Annotated in this window: 10 protein-coding genes and 1 riboswitch; of the genes, 2 read left to right on the top strand and 8 right to left on the bottom strand. The window is 61.4% G+C overall.

Going from position 1 to position 15163, the window contains the following annotated elements:
• Positions 1 to 48: 48 nt before the first annotated feature.
• The 4 genes from ACILRC_RS00050 to rplM form a co-directional block, all read right to left on the bottom strand.
• The gene (locus ACILRC_RS00050) at positions 49 to 444 is read right to left on the bottom strand and encodes a polymer-forming cytoskeletal protein (protein ID WP_395667281.1); all 396 of its coding nucleotides are present in this window, start codon (positions 442 to 444) and stop codon (positions 49 to 51) included.
• A gap of 18 nt (positions 445 to 462) precedes the next feature.
• Entirely contained in the window at positions 463 to 1191 is a 729-nt protein-coding gene (locus tag ACILRC_RS00045) for a DUF6776 family protein (RefSeq protein ID WP_395667280.1), read from the bottom strand.
• A gap of 92 nt (positions 1192 to 1283) precedes the next feature.
• On the bottom strand, positions 1284 to 1676 hold the full coding sequence (gene rpsI, locus ACILRC_RS00040) for a 30S ribosomal protein S9 (protein WP_395667279.1): 393 nt from the start codon (positions 1674 to 1676) through the stop codon (positions 1284 to 1286).
• Entirely contained in the window at positions 1673 to 2143 is a 471-nt protein-coding gene (gene rplM / locus ACILRC_RS00035) for a 50S ribosomal protein L13 (protein WP_395667278.1), read from the bottom strand. Before rplM ends, rpsI begins: the two co-directional genes overlap by 4 nt.
• Before the next feature lie 218 nt (positions 2144 to 2361).
• On the opposite strand from rplM, the gene ACILRC_RS00030 reads away from it, so the two are divergent.
• Positions 2362 to 3255, top strand: a complete 894-nt coding sequence (locus ACILRC_RS00030; protein ID WP_395667563.1) for a 23S rRNA (adenine(2030)-N(6))-methyltransferase RlmJ — start codon at positions 2362 to 2364, stop codon at positions 3253 to 3255.
• Here the strand turns inward: ACILRC_RS00030 and metF are convergent.
• The 3 genes from metF to ahcY are packed head-to-tail and all read right to left on the bottom strand — an operon-like array spanning position 3233 to position 6396.
• Positions 3233 to 4108: a methylenetetrahydrofolate reductase [NAD(P)H] gene (metF, locus tag ACILRC_RS00025; RefSeq protein ID WP_395667277.1), complete on the bottom strand. Its 876-nt coding sequence runs from the start codon at positions 4106 to 4108 to the stop codon at positions 3233 to 3235. The genes ACILRC_RS00030 and metF overlap by 23 nt on opposite strands.
• A 55-nt stretch (positions 4109 to 4163) precedes the next feature.
• A complete protein-coding gene (locus ACILRC_RS00020) occupies positions 4164 to 4934 on the bottom strand; it encodes a TlyA family RNA methyltransferase (protein ID WP_395667276.1) in 771 nt (256 codons plus the stop codon).
• A gap of 7 nt (positions 4935 to 4941) precedes the next feature.
• Positions 4942 to 6396: an adenosylhomocysteinase gene (gene ahcY / locus ACILRC_RS00015; protein WP_395667275.1), complete on the bottom strand. Its 1455-nt coding sequence runs from the start codon at positions 6394 to 6396 to the stop codon at positions 4942 to 4944.
• 75 nt (positions 6397 to 6471) lie between these two features.
• A riboswitch (S-adenosyl-L-homocysteine riboswitch) is annotated at positions 6472 to 6563 on the bottom strand.
• Between the two features lie 55 nt (positions 6564 to 6618).
• Between ahcY and ACILRC_RS00010 the strand changes: the two genes are divergently transcribed.
• Positions 6619 to 8250: a peptide chain release factor 3 gene (locus tag ACILRC_RS00010; protein ID WP_395667274.1), complete on the top strand. Its 1632-nt coding sequence runs from the start codon at positions 6619 to 6621 to the stop codon at positions 8248 to 8250.
• A gap of 114 nt (positions 8251 to 8364) precedes the next feature.
• On the opposite strand, the gene ACILRC_RS00005 is transcribed toward ACILRC_RS00010, so the two are convergent.
• Positions 8365 to 15117 (bottom strand): hypothetical protein, encoded by a 6753-nt coding sequence (locus ACILRC_RS00005; protein WP_395667273.1) that lies wholly within the window; start codon positions 15115 to 15117, stop codon positions 8365 to 8367.
• Positions 15118 to 15163: the final 46 nt, after the last annotated feature.

Below are 15163 nucleotides of genomic sequence, written 5' to 3'. Positions count from 1 at the left end.
GGTCAATTTGAATTCGGCAATAGTACAGCAAATCGCTCGGGAATAGATTCAGGGGTTGTTTGCCGCTAGCTTCAGCGTGGGCTTTTCATCGCCCTCGATGGCGGGGCGCAGCTGCCCGCTGATCAAGGCTCCTTGGTGCATCTCCAGCGCGGCGTAATGCACATCCCCTTCAATGCGGGCCTTGGGCTGCAGTTCGAGCATTTGCCGGGCGTGCACCGGTCCCTTGATGCTGCCATTGACGATGATGTGGTCGGCACTGACTTCGCCGACGATCTTGGCCGACTCGGACACGACCAGGATGCTGGGCTGATCTTCCGAGGCACGCACGTTTCCGTTGACCTCACCGTCCACCCGCAAACCTGCGGAGAACGCGATGTGGCCGTTGATGTGGCTACCTTGGGCGATCAGACTTCGGATGGGCGGCTGCTTTTTCTTGTTGAACATGGTGCACCTTCGGTTGACTTACAGCTTGATGGTTTGGGTGGACTTCGGCACGTTACCTTGCAGCACCTTGGCAGAAACACTCTTCAGTACAACTTGGGGCGGCAGCTCAAACACCCCCTCAAGACGACCGTATTGCTTGAGCGTGATCGCTTGCGGGCCGCCAGGCAAGGCCGATGACCAAGGCTTGCCATTTTGCAGACCGACAAAGGTGATGTCCAGCGTCCCGCTGAACTCAAGCGCGTTGCGGTTGGCTTGAATCACCAGCACCTGCCAGCGCACCGCACTGCCGCCTTGCAGCTCGGCCTGCAGGCCGCGAATGGCCACACTACCGGTGCCGGTCGAGGGAATCAGCTTTTCAAAAAAGCCCAGGTCGTCGCGCAAGCGCCGGTTCTCTGCCTCGGTTTGCTTGACCTGCAACAGGAGTTGCTCCTTGGAGGCCTTCTCGGCAGTCACCAAGGTGTCTGCGGTGTTGGCGATGGACTGCGCTTGGTCACGCTGCTCCTGGGTTTTGCTCAGTTCGGATTGCAGCGCCTGCACCTGGGCTTGGAGCTGCAACACCTGTTCGCGGCTGCCACCTTCCAACCCGGCAATGTCCTTGCCAAACTCGAAGGCCCACAAACCAATGGCCGCACAAAACCCAAACACGATCGCCACCACCGCCCAGCGAAACGGCCAGGGCAATGCGCTGCGCACCGCCATGCTGGGGGCGCTGATCGTGAGGCGGCGGCGAAGCAGTCGAAGTCGCATGGGGGACGGAGTCTAGCAGTACCAAAAAACAAAAAGTCCGCCGGAGTGAGCACCCGGGCGGACTGTGCAGTTGCCAGCAACTGCGGCGGACGTTAGCGCTTGGAGAACTGCTTGCGACGGCGGGCGCCGTGGAAGCCGACCTTCTTGCGCTCAACTTCGCGGGCGTCACGTGTGACAAAACCTGCTTGGCTCAACACTGGCTTGAGGCTGGCGTCGTAGTCGATCAGAGCACGGGTGATACCGTGGCGGGTTGCGCCGGCTTGGCCGGATTCACCACCACCTGCCACATTGACCATGATGTCGAAGCTCTCAGCATGGTTGGTCAGCAGCAGGGGCTGCTTGCAAATCATGATGGAAGTTGCACGGCCAAAGAAGTTCTCTATGGGCTTGCCGTTGACCACGATCTGGCCAGAGCCTTTTTTCAGAAACACACGGGCGACGCTGGATTTGCGACGGCCGGTGCCATTGTTCCATTCACCGATCATTTGGCAGACTCCCGTTGAACTGCGCTTGCCGAGATGCCCGCAATGTTCAGGACTTTGGGCTGTTGGGCGGTGTGGGGATGCTCTGCACCGCTGTACACCTTGAGCTTCTTGATCATGGCGTAACCCAAGGGGCCTTTGGGCAGCATGCCCTTGACGGCTTTTTCCAGGGCACGGCCTGGGAACTTGGACTGCATGTCGCGGAAGTTGATGGCGGAGATGCCACCGGGGTAGCCGGAGTGGCTGTAGTAGACCTTGTCGATCGGCTTGGCACCGGTGACACGCAGGCGAGCTGCGTTGATGACAACGATGAAATCACCGGTGTCGACGTGAGGCGTGTAAATGGCCTTGTGTTTGCCGCGCAAACGGAGAGCAACTTCACTGGCTACTCGTCCGAGGACCTTGTCGGTCGCGTCAATCACAAACCATTCGTGCACGACCTCAGCGGGTTTTGCGCTGAAAGTGGACATGAATTTCTCTTTAACTGAGTTGGTTTGGTGGGCTCTTTTCCACGGTCGGCACTCCTCTGCTGGGAATCTCTTAGGTGGGGTGGGTGCTGGCACATGGCGCAAGGCCGGTGCCAGCACTGCTTCGCCGCGGAACCACACAATCGCTGCGAAGCCCACGAGTATACAAACGAAAGTGGCGCCTGGGGTGCCTTTTTAGTGGACGCGGTACCATGCCCCCCATGTTCAGTTACCGCCACGCCTTTCACGCCGGCAACCATGCCGACGTCCTCAAACACACGGTGGTGCTGGCCGTTCTTCGCCACATGGTGCAAAAAGACACCGCGCTGACCGTGTTCGACACCCATGCCGGCGCCGGCCTGTACCGGCTCGACGGCGACTATGCCCGCACCAGCGCGGAGGCGGCTGAGGGTTTCTTAAAGCTCGTGGCCAGTGCGCCACTGGACACGCTGACCCCGGTGCTGCGCGACTACGTGGACATGGTGGCCCGCTTCAACGCCACACCCGGACAGTGGATGGTGTACCCAGGTTCGCCGTTCATCCTGCAACACCTGTTGCGAGACCGCGACAAGCTCAAGCTCTGCGAGTTGCATCCCACCGATTCCAAGACGCTTGCCGCCAACATCGCACAGCTGGACGCGGGTCGCCAGGTGGCAGTCTTGCGCGAGGATGGTTTTGAGGCCCTGAAGAAGTTTTTGCCGCCACCCTCGCGCCGCGCGCTGGTGCTGTGCGACCCGAGCTATGAAGTGAAGAACGACTACGCCCGCGTGCAGACCATGGTGGCCGACGCAATGCAACGCTTTGCCACCGGCACCTACGTGGTGTGGTACCCCATCATTCCCAGGCCCGAGGCGCACGACGTGCCGAAAAAACTCAAGACATTGGCCACCAAACTGGGTAAACCCTGGCTGAGCGCCACGCTCACCGTCAAGTCCAGCAAGCTAACCCAAGACAGCAACGGCGAGGAAGTGCGCCCCGGCCTGCCTGCCAGCGGCATGTTCATCATCAACCCGCCGCACACGCTCAAGGCCGCACTGCAAGTGGCCCTGCCCCAACTCGCCAAATTGCTCGGGCAAGACCAGCACGCAAGCTCTACGCTCGAAGCCGCAGGCTAGGCTCGGTGCGCGGGATGGAGAGGCCCAGGCGATCGCACAGGGCCAACACCGGCGCACTCTGGTTCATGGTGTAGAAATGCAACGCTGGTACGCCCACCGATAGCAACTGGTCGCACAGGTCGCTCACCACGTCCAGGCCAAAGGACTTGATCGACTCGATGTCGTCACCGTAGCCCTCCAGGCGCAGGCGAATCCAGCGGGGAATCTCGGCACCGCAGGCGTCCGAAAACCGCATGAGTTGCGTGCAGTTGGTAATCGGCATGATGCCGGGAACGATGGGCACATCCACACCCAGCGCCTGCACATCGTCGACGAACCGGAAGTACGCGTCGGAGTTGAAGAAGTACTGGGTGATGGCCGAGTTCGCACCGGCTTTCACCTTGGTGGCGAATGCCTGCAAATCTGCGCCTGATGTGGCGGATTGCGGGTGGATCTCGGGATAGGCCGCCACCTCAACCGAGAAGTAGTCCCCGGTTTCCGCACGGATGAAGGCAACCAAATCGCTGGCATACCGAAACTCACCCGCCGGGCCATAGCCCGTGGGCAAGTCGCCGCGCAGCGCCACGATGCGCTTGACCCCCATGGTTTGGAGCTGGCCCAGTTGGGAACGCACGGTGGCGCGGGTGGCGCCTATGCAAGAGAAGTGCGATGCGGCCTGGGCTCCTTCCGACAGCATTTCGCGCAAGGTGGCGAAGGTGCCCTCTTGCGTGCTGCCGCCAGCGCCATAGGTCACGGAGCAAAAGGCCGGTTGCAGCGGGTACAGGTTGTGGCGCACCGCGCGCAACTTGGCCGCGGACTCAGGAGTTTTTGCCGGAAAAAATTCCAAGCTTATAGGTGTACGGTAACCCGACATGGTCGTTGCACCTTGTTGATAAAAAGCGGCACAGCGCATAGGCTGCGCCGCAGATTCAGCCAGCGTGTGTGGCACACATCAAAAACTCGCGGTTTCCGTCTCCGCCCGCAATGGGCGAATCCAACCACGCGGTCACGTCCAGCCCCAGATCGGCGCAAGCGTTTCGCAAGCGCGTCTCCACGGTGGCGTACAGGGCGGCGTCTTTGACGATGCCGCCTTTGCCCACTTGGGGGGGCTGCAATTCAAACTGCGGTTTGACCAAGGTCAGCAGCGTGCCGCCGGGCTTGAGCAAAGGGACCACTGCGGGCAGCACCAAGGTCTGCGAGATGAACGACAGGTCGGCCACGATCAAGTCAAAGGCCGGCGTGAAGTCGGCACGGCCTGCGCTGGCCTCCACCAGATCCTCGGCGGTCAGTGCGCGGGCGTTGATCCCCTCCACGCACAGCACCCGCGGATGGCTGCGCAGGCTGGGATGCAACTGCGCGCTACCCACATCCACACCGACCACCAAGGCAGCGCCGCTTTGCAGCAGGCAGTCGGTAAAGCCACCGGTCGATTGCCCCACGTCCAAACACGTCCAACCCTGCACCGACAAACCTAGCGCCCGCAGCGCGGCCTCCAGCTTGAGGCCACCGCGCGACACGTAACGCGCCTCGGAGTCATCCAGCAGCCGAACCTGAGCGTCCTCAGGCACCTCGTCGCCGTTTTTGGCAACCCGGCGCCACTGCGCGTTGTGCTGCCACTCGACGCCGTCAGCGATCAGGCGCTGGGCCTGCGAGCGCGTACTGGCCAGCCCCCGCTGCACCAGCAATTGGTCTATCCGCATGCGCGGCTTAGTAGCGGTAGGTGTTGGCCTTGTAGGGGCCAGCCTTGCTCACGCCAATGTAGGCGGCCTGCTCGTCGGACAGCTCGGTCAGCATCGCGCCCACTTTTTTGAGGTGCAGACGCGCCACTTTTTCGTCCAGGTGTTTGGGCAGGGTGTAGACCTTGCCCGGCTTGTATTCCTTGGCTTTGGTGAACAACTCGATCTGCGCAATCGTCTGGTTGGCAAAGCTGGACGACATCACAAAACTGGGGTGACCGGTGCCGCAACCCAGGTTCACCAAGCGGCCCTTGGCCAATAGGATGATGCGCTTCTCGGGCTTGGCGCCCTTGCCCTTGGTGGCCGGGAAAATCACATGGTCCACCTGGGGCTTGATTTCTTCCCACTTGAGCTTCTCCAGCGACGCCACATCGATCTCGTTGTCAAAGTGGCCGATGTTACAAACGATGGCCTGGTCCTTCATCGCCTGCATGTGCTTGAAAGTGATGACGTTCTTGTTGCCCGTGGCCGACACAAAAATGTCGGCCTTGTCGGCGGCGTAGTCCATGGTCACCACTTTGTAGCCTTCCATCGCCGCTTGCAGCGCGTTGATGGGATCGATCTCGGTCACCCACACTTGGGCAGACAGCGCACGCAGCGCCTGGGCCGAGCCCTTGCCCACGTCGCCGTAACCGGCGACCACGGCCACCTTGCCGGCAATCATCACGTCGGTGGCGCGCTTGATGGCGTCCACCAAGGATTCGCGGCAGCCGTAGAGGTTGTCGAACTTGCTCTTGGTCACCGAGTCATTCACATTGATAGCCCGAAACGCGAGCGTGCCCTTGGCCGACATTTCGTTGAGGCGCAGCACGCCGGTGGTGGTTTCCTCGGTCACGCCGATGATGGCCTTGAGGCGGCGGCTGTACCAGGTGGGGTCAATCTTGAGCTTGGCGCGGATGGAGTTGAACAAGCAAATCTCTTCTTCACTGCCCGGCTTGGCCAGCACCTTGATGTCCTTCTCGGCGCGCGCGCCCAGGTGCATCAGCAAGGTAGCGTCGCCGCCGTCATCCAGAATCATGTTGGGGCCCTCGGTCTTGCTGCCCTTGGGTCCGAACTCAAAAATGCGGTGGGTGAACTCCCAGTAGTCCACCAGGCTCTCGCCCTTGTAGGCAAACACCGGCGTGCCCTGCGCCACCAGCGCTGCAGCCGCGTGGTCTTGGGTCGAGAAGATGTTGCATGAGGCCCAGCGCACCTCGGCGCCCAAGGCCTGCAAGGTCTCCACCAGCACGCCGGTCTGGATGGTCATGTGCAGCGAGCCGGTGATGCGCGCGCCCTTCAAAGGCTGCGCCTTGGCGAACTCCTCGCGAATGGCCATCAGGCCCGGCATTTCCGTCTCGGCAATGGTCAGCTCTTTGCGGCCCCACTGCGCCAAGCTCAGGTCGGCAATTTTGTAATCTTCGGTTTTGGCAAATTTCAGTACGCCCATGCTTCACTCCACAAATGATTTTGAGAGCCACTGCGTACGGAAGAGCCTGCAAAAAAAGGGCTCACCCGACTGTGCAGTGGGTGAGCGCCGTTGGTGCGGTGGCTCTGGAAGAACCACCGGGTCCGAGCCTCATTCACTTTGCGTGAACTGCAACGCTCCTCGGATGAGGCGGATTATAGGGGGGGCCTCTAAAATCACTGCTTTCCCCCACGCATCCCCTCCATGTCCTTCCTCGCCGAGACGCGTCGCCGTCGTACCTTTGCCATCATTTCTCACCCCGACGCCGGCAAAACCACGCTGACCGAAAAGCTGCTGCTGTTCTCCGGCGCGATCCAGATTGCGGGCTCGGTCAAGGCGCGCAAAGCCAGCCGCCACGCCACCTCGGACTGGATGGAGATCGAAAAGCAGCGCGGTATTTCGGTGGCATCCAGCGTGATGCAAATGCTGTACCGCGACCACGTCATCAACCTGCTCGACACCCCCGGCCACAAAGACTTTTCCGAAGACACCTACCGCGTGCTCACTGCCGTGGACTCGGCGCTGATGGTGATTGATGCGGCCAATGGTGTGGAGGCGCAGACGCGGCGCTTGATCGAGGTCTGCCGCCAGCGCAACACGCCCATCATCACCTTTGTGAACAAGATGGACCGCGAGGTGCGCGAGCCGCTGGACATCCTTGACGAGATCGAGCGCGAACTGGGCATGCCCTGCGTGCCCATGACCTGGCCGGTGGGCCAGGGCAAGCTGTTTGGCGGCATCATCAATTTGCGCACCCAGGCGATGACGGTGTTCGAGTCCGGCAGCGAGCGCCGCCCGCAAGACTTTGACACCGTGCCGCTCAACGATGCGGCCTCGCTGCAAACCCGCTTTGGCCACGAGTGGACCACCGCCACCGAGAGCATGGAACTGGCCACGGGCGCATCCCCGGCTTGGGATTTGCAGGCCTTTTTGGCGGGCAAGCAAACCCCGGTGTTCTTTGGCTCAGGCGTGAATAACTTTGGTGTGATGGAGGTGCTGGACGCCCTGGTCGACCTGGCCCCGCCGCCACAAAGCCGCACCAGCACCACACTCGTCAACCGCCAGCCAGTGGTCAAAGAGGTACAGCCTGCCGACGACGCCTTCAGCGGCGTGGTATTCAAGGTGCAGGCCAATATGGACGCCAACCACCGCGACCGCATTGCCTTTGTGCGCATGGCCAGCGGCAAGTACACGCCGGGCATGAAACTCAAGGTCATGCGCACCGCCAAAGAGCTGCGCCCCACCAGCGTGGTCACCTTCATGAGCCAGCGGCGCGAGGCGGTGGAAGAAGCCTACGCTGGCGACATCGTGGGCTTCACCACCCACGGCGGCGTGCAGCTGGGCGACACCATCACCGACGGCTCGGTGAACCTGATGTACACCGGCCTGCCCTTTTTTGCGCCGGAGATGTTCATGACCGTGGTGCTGAAAAACCCGCTGCGCACCAAGCAACTTCAGCAAGGTCTGGCGCAGCTCGGCGAAGAAGGCGCCATCCAGGTCTTCAAGCCCGAGATGGGCGGCAACATGCTGCTGGGTGCGGTGGGCCAGTTGCAGTTTGAAGTGGTGCAGCACCGCCTCAAAGGCGAGTACGACGCCGACATCCGCCTAGAAGGCAGCCAGTACACCGGCGCGCGCTGGATCACCGCCGACACGCCCAAAGAACTGCAAGAGTTTGTCAACGCCTACCCGCAACGCATGGCGCGTGACGCCGCCGACACTTTGGCCTATTTGTGCACCAGCCCGTATGACGTGCGGCTGGCGCAGGAGCGCTTTCCCAAGATTCACTTTCACCCGCTGCGTGAGCATGCGGGCTTGGCGCTGCAAAGCGCAGGCTAAGCCACACCGCCCCAACCCAGCCACCACGCCGGGCAACCGTGGCCAGCCGCGACTAGTGCGCAAGGCGAACACCCTGGGCCCAAGGGGGCCGCAGGTGCTCGCCATGCCTGACGTTTAGAAGGTGCTCACCACCAGACGGCCTTCTTCCAGCAAACGTGTCAAGAACACCGTGTTGTCTTCCACCGCAGGGTACTGGTCGGGCAGGTTGGTTGATCCGTCGGCGATCGTCACCAACTGGCCATACAAGCTGCCGCCACCGCCTTCGCTGGCACCGTCCCGGTCCACCCAGATCTGCAAGTCCTGCTTGCCGGTCTGGAAGTTGGTGACCTTGCGCACATCAATAAAGCCGCCGCTGATGAGTCTTGCGGCATCCACTGCCGCATCGCCAGTGGCCCTGAAGTTGGTTTCGAACAGCAGGGACAAGTCAATGCGGTCGTTGTTGGCCTGGTTAGTGTGGTTGAAGGTAAAGTCGGTGATCACATCGCCCGAGGTACCACCCAGTGAACCTGCCGCGCCGGAACCTGTGATCTCATTGCGGTACAGGAAGGTATCTGAGCCCAATCCGCCGGTCAGAATATCGCCACCCAGGCCGCCAATGATCAGGTCAGCACCGCTGGTTCCAGTAATGAAGTCCACGCCAGTGCCACCCATGAAGGTCACGCCCCGGGCTTGCTCAGCGGCGCTCAGGGTAGCGCCATTGAGTGTGTCACCGCCGTTGGTGCCCAAGAGCCAGGTGTTGTGCCTGAAACCGCGTCCGGCCTCGTCGGAGACGTCACCGTTGTAGGTGATCTTGGCTGCCACGTTCAACGGACCGGTCAGGGTCAAGGCCACACCCTGGCGCAGGTTCACCGACGTGGCCGACAGCACCACCAGCTGCGAGGACGGGAACGTCTGGATCGAGAAGTTGCCGCCCAACATCGAGCCACCCGTCATCGCGTGGTCAAAGGTGATCTGCACCTGGTTGAGCGCTGCCACCGTCTTGAATGACACCGCCTCGGGCATGCGGTCGCCACCGTTGGTGTAGAGGTCATAGGCCTGGTTATCGATGGACTGGCTGAACTTGCGGTCGTACCAGCTATCGTTGTACTTGTACACACCCTCGACACCAAAATTGTCGGCAAAGCCGGTAGCCCGCACCACATCTTCCTTGCCCAGGCGCATTTCCAGCACATTGGTTTCCGAGAGGGCACGCACATCGTTGGCCGCAACCGTCACCACCTGGCGGCGGTTATCGGTTTCGCCGTGTTGCACCAGGTCGATTTTCTCGATGCCCAGCAGCCGGTGGTAGCCCGCATCATTGACGCGGTTGTTGTCCGCGGTGATACCCGACATGCCGCGGTAGTTGCTGGCAAAGTCAGCCAAGGTCACCACGCTGCGGCCGGCAAAGCCCGGCGCCAACTTCAGCGTGTCGTTGCCCAGGCCGCCGTCGATGTGGCGGAACGCCCAATCCTTGATGTTCACCACATCGTTGCCCGAGCCGGTGTTGACATAGTCGGCACCTCCGGTTGTCACCGTGTCGTCACTTACCCTGCCCACCATGATCAGACTCTGGTCAATCAAGGTGCCAGGCACGTTACTCACCGCGAGGTCGTACACGTTGTTATTGGCGGTGGCAGCGCGCTGTGCCACCACCGAACCGGTGCTTTGGTACTTGGCACCCAGGTAGGCACCCACCTCTTGCTGGTAGGCCCAACCAGTGGACACGGTGATGTTGATCTGGTCACCCACAATGCCCGGACCGCCACCAATACGGAAGCGGCGCCTTCCATCGTCTATCGAAAAACTCTCATAGTTCACGCCGGCCAAGGGGACCCAGGCGTTCGGTATGAAATCGCTGCCACCTTGGGTGATGTTGAAGCGCATCTGGTTGTAGCCATTCAGGCGGTAGTTTGTCACCGCCGCAGTGGCCATTTGCCAGGCACCCACCGAGACCACGTTGGTCATGTCGCCCCACCAGTTCCAGTGGTTCCACATGCGCGTGGTGCTGCTGCCACCGCCGAAGAAGTTCTGCATGTTGGTGCCGCCCATCCAGCGCGTATACGGTGCGATGGTGGTGACCGGGCCGCCGACCACGTTGCCTGCCACATAGGACACCGGTGTGGAGTTGGTGGTGAACCGGTATATCGGCACCTCCATCATGGTCTGGGTGCTCTGTGTCGTGGGCTTGAACATCGAGAAGTTGGTGTAGCCCGCCCCCGCAATGCTGGTGTCGGTGGCAAACCGCGCCATGGTGGCCGGTTGGTACAGGTAGGCGCCGTTGACCTTGGTCTCATAGAACCCGTTGCCGTTGCCCGTCACCAAGTAGGCGTGCCCGGTGAGCACATCCACGATCTTGGTGTTGCCTGTTTCCCCGGTCGACACGGTAAGCCCACCCGCGCTGGCCTTCCAGGTTTGCACCATGGTGCCATCAGCTTGCACGATGGCGTCGGGGTCAAACCAGTGGATCTTGCCGGCGTACTTGGCCTCTTGCGACCAGTGGCTGGTGTCGACGGCCACATAGACACTGCGTGGCGCAGAGGTAACAGTCACACCGCCACGGGTGATGGTGGTGCTCAGTGTGCGCTCACCATCGGCACCCCACTGGCTGCCGTTCACGTCGAAAGTGATGTTGGCCTGGCCGTTGGTGGCCACCGTTTGGGTGCCCACCTTGATGCCGTCCACAAACAACTCCACCACATCGCCGGACACCGCCTTGGTGAGGTTGACCTTGACCGGGGTAGCCGCAGTGGTGCTGGTGATGACGTTGTCGTCACTGACGTTGTCGATGATGGGCCTGCGAGCCTCGGTCATCAGGTTGGCAGGCACGGTGCCCACCGTCGGCGTGGCCTGGCCGCTGCCGTTGTCGTTACCGGCTTGGTCGAAGACCTTGCGGGCCTCCATGGTGAACGGTTGGCCGGGGGTGATGGTGGCACCGGTGCCCAAGCGCACATTCCACACCTGCGCAAAGCCATTTTCCGAGCCCACCGGCGTCACCAGCGGGTTGGTACCAAACGAGGCTGGCAGTGCACTGAAGGTGAATGCCACGTTCTCGGTGAAGCGAATCTGCACGGTGTCGCCGGCATTGAGGATGCCGTCGTTGTTGGCATCGGACAGCAGGGACACATCCCGAACGTCACCCACCTTCACATCCAGGCGAAGCTGCTTGGGCGCGGAGAACACCGAGCTCAGGCTGCCGTCGGCCGTGGTGGTTTGCGCAGTCATTTGCTTCAGGCCTTCGGTCTCACCGGCCCAAGCAGAGGCTGGCAGGTCCACCCACTGGCTGGTCGAGATCCACCAATTGGATATCACCTCGTTGGGGAAGTTCTGCGAAATCGAGTTGGCCTTGTACACCACGTTGGCCACGGTCGTGGGATCGATCGGCAAACCCGTAGCTGCGTTCACAAATGCGCCGGTGAACACCAAGGTCGAAGGATTGGGCGTTGCGTCACCGGTGGCGGTCAACAGCACCTCCACCGGGGGCGGAGTCACACCCGCTACGGCCTTGAAGGTCACCGTCAGCCGTGCCGTCACCTTGGCACCAGCCTGCAGGCTATGGCCAGATCCCCACCCCGAATTCCCACCGAACTGGTTCTCCCAATTCACTTGGTGGAACAGGGTGATCTCGCTGATGCCCATGGTGGTGGGCGTGCCGGCCGGTTTGCCATCGACAAACAGCTGCAGCTTGCGCCCGGCAGCACTCAGCGCATCGGCCAAGCTCTGGGTGTAGAGCACCCGGTTGGGGTTGCTGCGGCTGTACTGCACCGTGTCCTCGGTGCCGGCAATCGGGTTGAGGTTTTGGTCAAGCAAGCGGGTGGTCATGACCGAGCCATCGACAAAGGTGTCTGCCTTGACCACCACACTGGTGTCGAACTGGGTGGTGATGACCGGGGCGTTCGGGCCCGTGGTAAGCACAGTAATGGCTGGGTCCAGCGTCAGGTTGGACGGAACCGTGTCCCAGAAGAAGTTGTTGCCAGAGCTCATCGGCCGGTTGGTGGTGACGGTATAGGTCATCCGGGTGAACCCGGTGGACGCTGTATCTGCCGTGCCCACCGTGGACAAAGCGCTAACGTCCTCCCAACGGTAGAGGTCGGTAAAGTAAACCCTTACCGTCGCACCCGACCGCGCGCCGCTGGCCAAGCGCACCGTGTTAGGAAAGTCCAGGGTCAAGTTGACCGTGGTCTGCAATGTGTTGTTGGCTGGCGTCGCGCTGTAAGTGCCGGTGCTCGTGATCTTGAGGCCCGAGCTGGTCAGGCCCGACGGGTCCAAGGTCTGCGGCACCATAAAGGCGGCCAGGTTCATGTCGTTGTTGTAGGTCACCGACACCACGTTGCTCAAGTCGGTGATCTCTTTGCTGGTGAACTTGTAGCGGTTGGTCGCAGTGGCCTGGGTATCCGGGGTGCCGGTCGACCACACCGTGATGTTGCGCGCGCTTCCGTCCAGGAAAGTTACGCGCACCGACGCTGAAACCGCTTGGCCCTGCAACAGTTTCGCCTCTTTGTTCAGCGTCAAATCCAAGGTCAGGAAATTGGCACGCGGCAAGGTTTCGTCCGCCACCACGCCGTTGACCAGGGTTTGCAGCAGTCCACCTTTCGCAGCATTGAGCTGGCTTGCGGTATTGGTGTCGGTGAAGCTCAACCGGGAGACGTTGCTGGCCTCCTCCAAGTTGATGCGGTTGTCCGACATGATGTCCACCGGCGGCGTGGGCAGACCCGGCACCGAAATGCTCGGGATGGTCAACACCTGGTTGATCGTTGCCTGGTTACCACCCGCGTCCACAATGCTGCTGCGGCTGATGGTGATGGTGTTGCCCTGCACCATGGTGCTGTCGGAGTCCAGGAACAGCCGGAACTTGGTGGCGTAAAACTGGCCATTGATGGACGTACTGTCCACCGCCTCGATGCGGAAGTCCGTCCCCAGGCTCCTGCCAGAGGTGGGCGTGTACGCAGCCCGGTTGGTCAACAAATTGACCGCCACCGGCTCGGCAAAGGTGACCAGCAGGCCGTCGTTGTTGGCGCCATCGCCGTTGCCATCGAACAGCGTGAGCGCTGGCAAGGCGTCGATCTTCTCGTAGGCGGTGACCGTCGCACCCTGCTCCAGCTGGGCACCCCACAGGAACACCGAGGGCTTGAGTCCGTCGCCTGTGATGTTGGAAATCGAACCGCTAGTTGGGACCGAGAGCGCCCAGAAGGTATTGGTGGTGGTGCTACTTGCGGTGAAAGTCAGACTTACTCGCCACCAGTCGGTGCCCTCCACCTGCGACTTGCTGGCCGACAGGAACTCCGATTCGCCGCTGCGTGGCGTAGTCACCAAGTTACCGTCGGTGGTCCTAAACCATGCCCGGCGTGTCGCGTCGCCGCCGACAGTCAGCTCCACCCAAGGGTCGCTCTGGTTCAGGGTGCCGTTGCGCAAATACACCGAATAGGTGTAGGTTTGGCCGGTCGTCACTGCAGACGTCTGATTGACAAACGGCCGAACCGAGCCGGAGTTTGGCACCAAGGCCTCGGCGGTTTGGCTGCCATCCGGTGCGGTGCCCACGTTGGCTTGTACCGCAGTAGCACCTTTGCCCCAATAAGCGTTGTCAAAGCCTTGCGAGTAGGCAAACAGGTTCTTGGCTGTCAGGAAGGATGGCGGCAAACGGTCAACATAAAACTCCAAGTCGGCCACGCCGGACTCGGAGCCGTCGTCCGTTTGGGTCGCCAGAATTTGCACCGTACCCTGGCCCTTTTTGGACAGGTTGGCCAGGTCCGCGGGGCTCAGCGTCACCGACCAGAAGCCATTGGCGGCCACAGCTGTAACGGTTTTCTCTGCGATCTCGGGGGTGGTTTTGTACAGGCCGTTATCGCCACGCACATAAAAGTTCAACTTCACCGAGGCCCCAGGCACGCCCAGGCCTTGGTAGGTGATGCTTCCAGTCGCCTCTTGCGCGCTCACCACGTTGTCTTCGGTCACGTTGAGCAAGGTCGGCAAGGGCGTAGACAGGCGCAAGTCGAAGCTGCCCACGGTGTCGATCGAGGTGTTCAGGGCGATGTCGGTCTGCACCACCCGGTAGCTCACCAGGCCATCGCCCAGAGTGGCCATGTCGTTAGGCTGCAAAGTGACCTTGAAGAGCCCACCCGGCTGGCCCGTGGTGGTGGACAGCAAGGTCGAGCCCAGCACACCGGTGAAGTACACCGACACCTGGGCGCCGGACTCCACGCCACTGCCAAAAAAGTCGACCGGGTTCTTGGCTTGGTTTTTACTGACGCCCTTGGCCGCGCCCTGGGTCATGTCGACCTCGGGGGACTTGATGTTGGTATCGAGGTTGACGTTAAAGGCATCCGATTCGGGCGACACGTTGCCACCCCGGTCCACGATGCGCGCTTTGATAGAACGGGACAAGCTTGGGAGGGCGTCCGGGTCGTCTTGCAATACCGCCGACGCTGGCAGCACCACGTTGGCAAAACCGGCAGCAATCTCGCCGGAGGTCAGCGTGTGGATGTGATCATTGATGAATCCACCGATCACCACCGAGTCACCTGCCACCGCATTGGTGTTGAGCAAAGACACCACCACCGTCACACCCACGGTTTGCGCATCGCGCAGGTTGACCCAACCATCGGTGCTGGCCGGAATCGCCGTAACAACGGGTTTGTTGGGCACGCTGCGGTCAATGAAGTACTCGCCCGTGGTGCTGAGTCCAACGTTGCCTGCAGCGTCGGTCTGGAACAGGGTCACGGTAAAGCTGCCATCGCCCAGGCTGTTGACCCGGTTGCGCATGTCTTGCGAGGACACCAACCAGGTACCTGGGGTGGGCCCAGGGACGGTGGTGAGGTTGAAACTACTTGCGCCTTGGGTCAGGACCGCAGAGATGGTGGCGCCCGATTCAAGCGCCGCACCACGCAGCGCCATATTCAGGCCACTGTTGTCCGCCTCCAGCTTGTTGACCTTGTTGTCA

The sequence above is a fragment of the Rhodoferax sp. genome, assembly GCF_044236835.1.
Taxonomy (GTDB): domain Bacteria; phylum Pseudomonadota; class Gammaproteobacteria; order Burkholderiales; family Burkholderiaceae_C; genus Allorhodoferax.
This window is presented reverse-complemented; position numbering and strand designations above follow the sequence as displayed.

Excerpts from the sequence above, each read along its gene's own strand:
- ACILRC_RS00030 (WP_395667563.1), top strand. The coding sequence starts at position 2,362 with ATGTTCAGTTACCGCCACGCCTTTCACGCCGGCAACCATGCCGACGTC.
- rplM (WP_395667278.1), bottom strand. The coding sequence starts at position 2,143 with ATGTCCACTTTCAGCGCAAAACCCGCTGAGGTCGTGCACGAATGGTTT.
- ACILRC_RS00020 (WP_395667276.1), bottom strand. The coding sequence starts at position 4,934 with ATGCGGATAGACCAATTGCTGGTGCAGCGGGGGCTGGCCAGTACGCGC.
- ACILRC_RS00045 (WP_395667280.1), bottom strand. The coding sequence starts at position 1,191 with ATGCGACTTCGACTGCTTCGCCGCCGCCTCACGATCAGCGCCCCCAGC.
- rpsI (WP_395667279.1), bottom strand. The coding sequence starts at position 1,676 with ATGATCGGTGAATGGAACAATGGCACCGGCCGTCGCAAATCCAGCGTC.
- ACILRC_RS00050 (WP_395667281.1), bottom strand. The coding sequence starts at position 444 with ATGTTCAACAAGAAAAAGCAGCCGCCCATCCGAAGTCTGATCGCCCAA.
- ACILRC_RS00010 (WP_395667274.1), top strand. The coding sequence starts at position 6,619 with ATGTCCTTCCTCGCCGAGACGCGTCGCCGTCGTACCTTTGCCATCATT.
- ahcY (WP_395667275.1), bottom strand. The coding sequence starts at position 6,396 with ATGGGCGTACTGAAATTTGCCAAAACCGAAGATTACAAAATTGCCGAC.
- metF (WP_395667277.1), bottom strand. The coding sequence starts at position 4,108 with ATGTCGGGTTACCGTACACCTATAAGCTTGGAATTTTTTCCGGCAAAA.
- ACILRC_RS00005 (WP_395667273.1), bottom strand. The coding sequence starts at position 15,117 with ATGGCGCTGCGTGGTGCGGCGCTTGAATCGGGCGCCACCATCTCTGCG.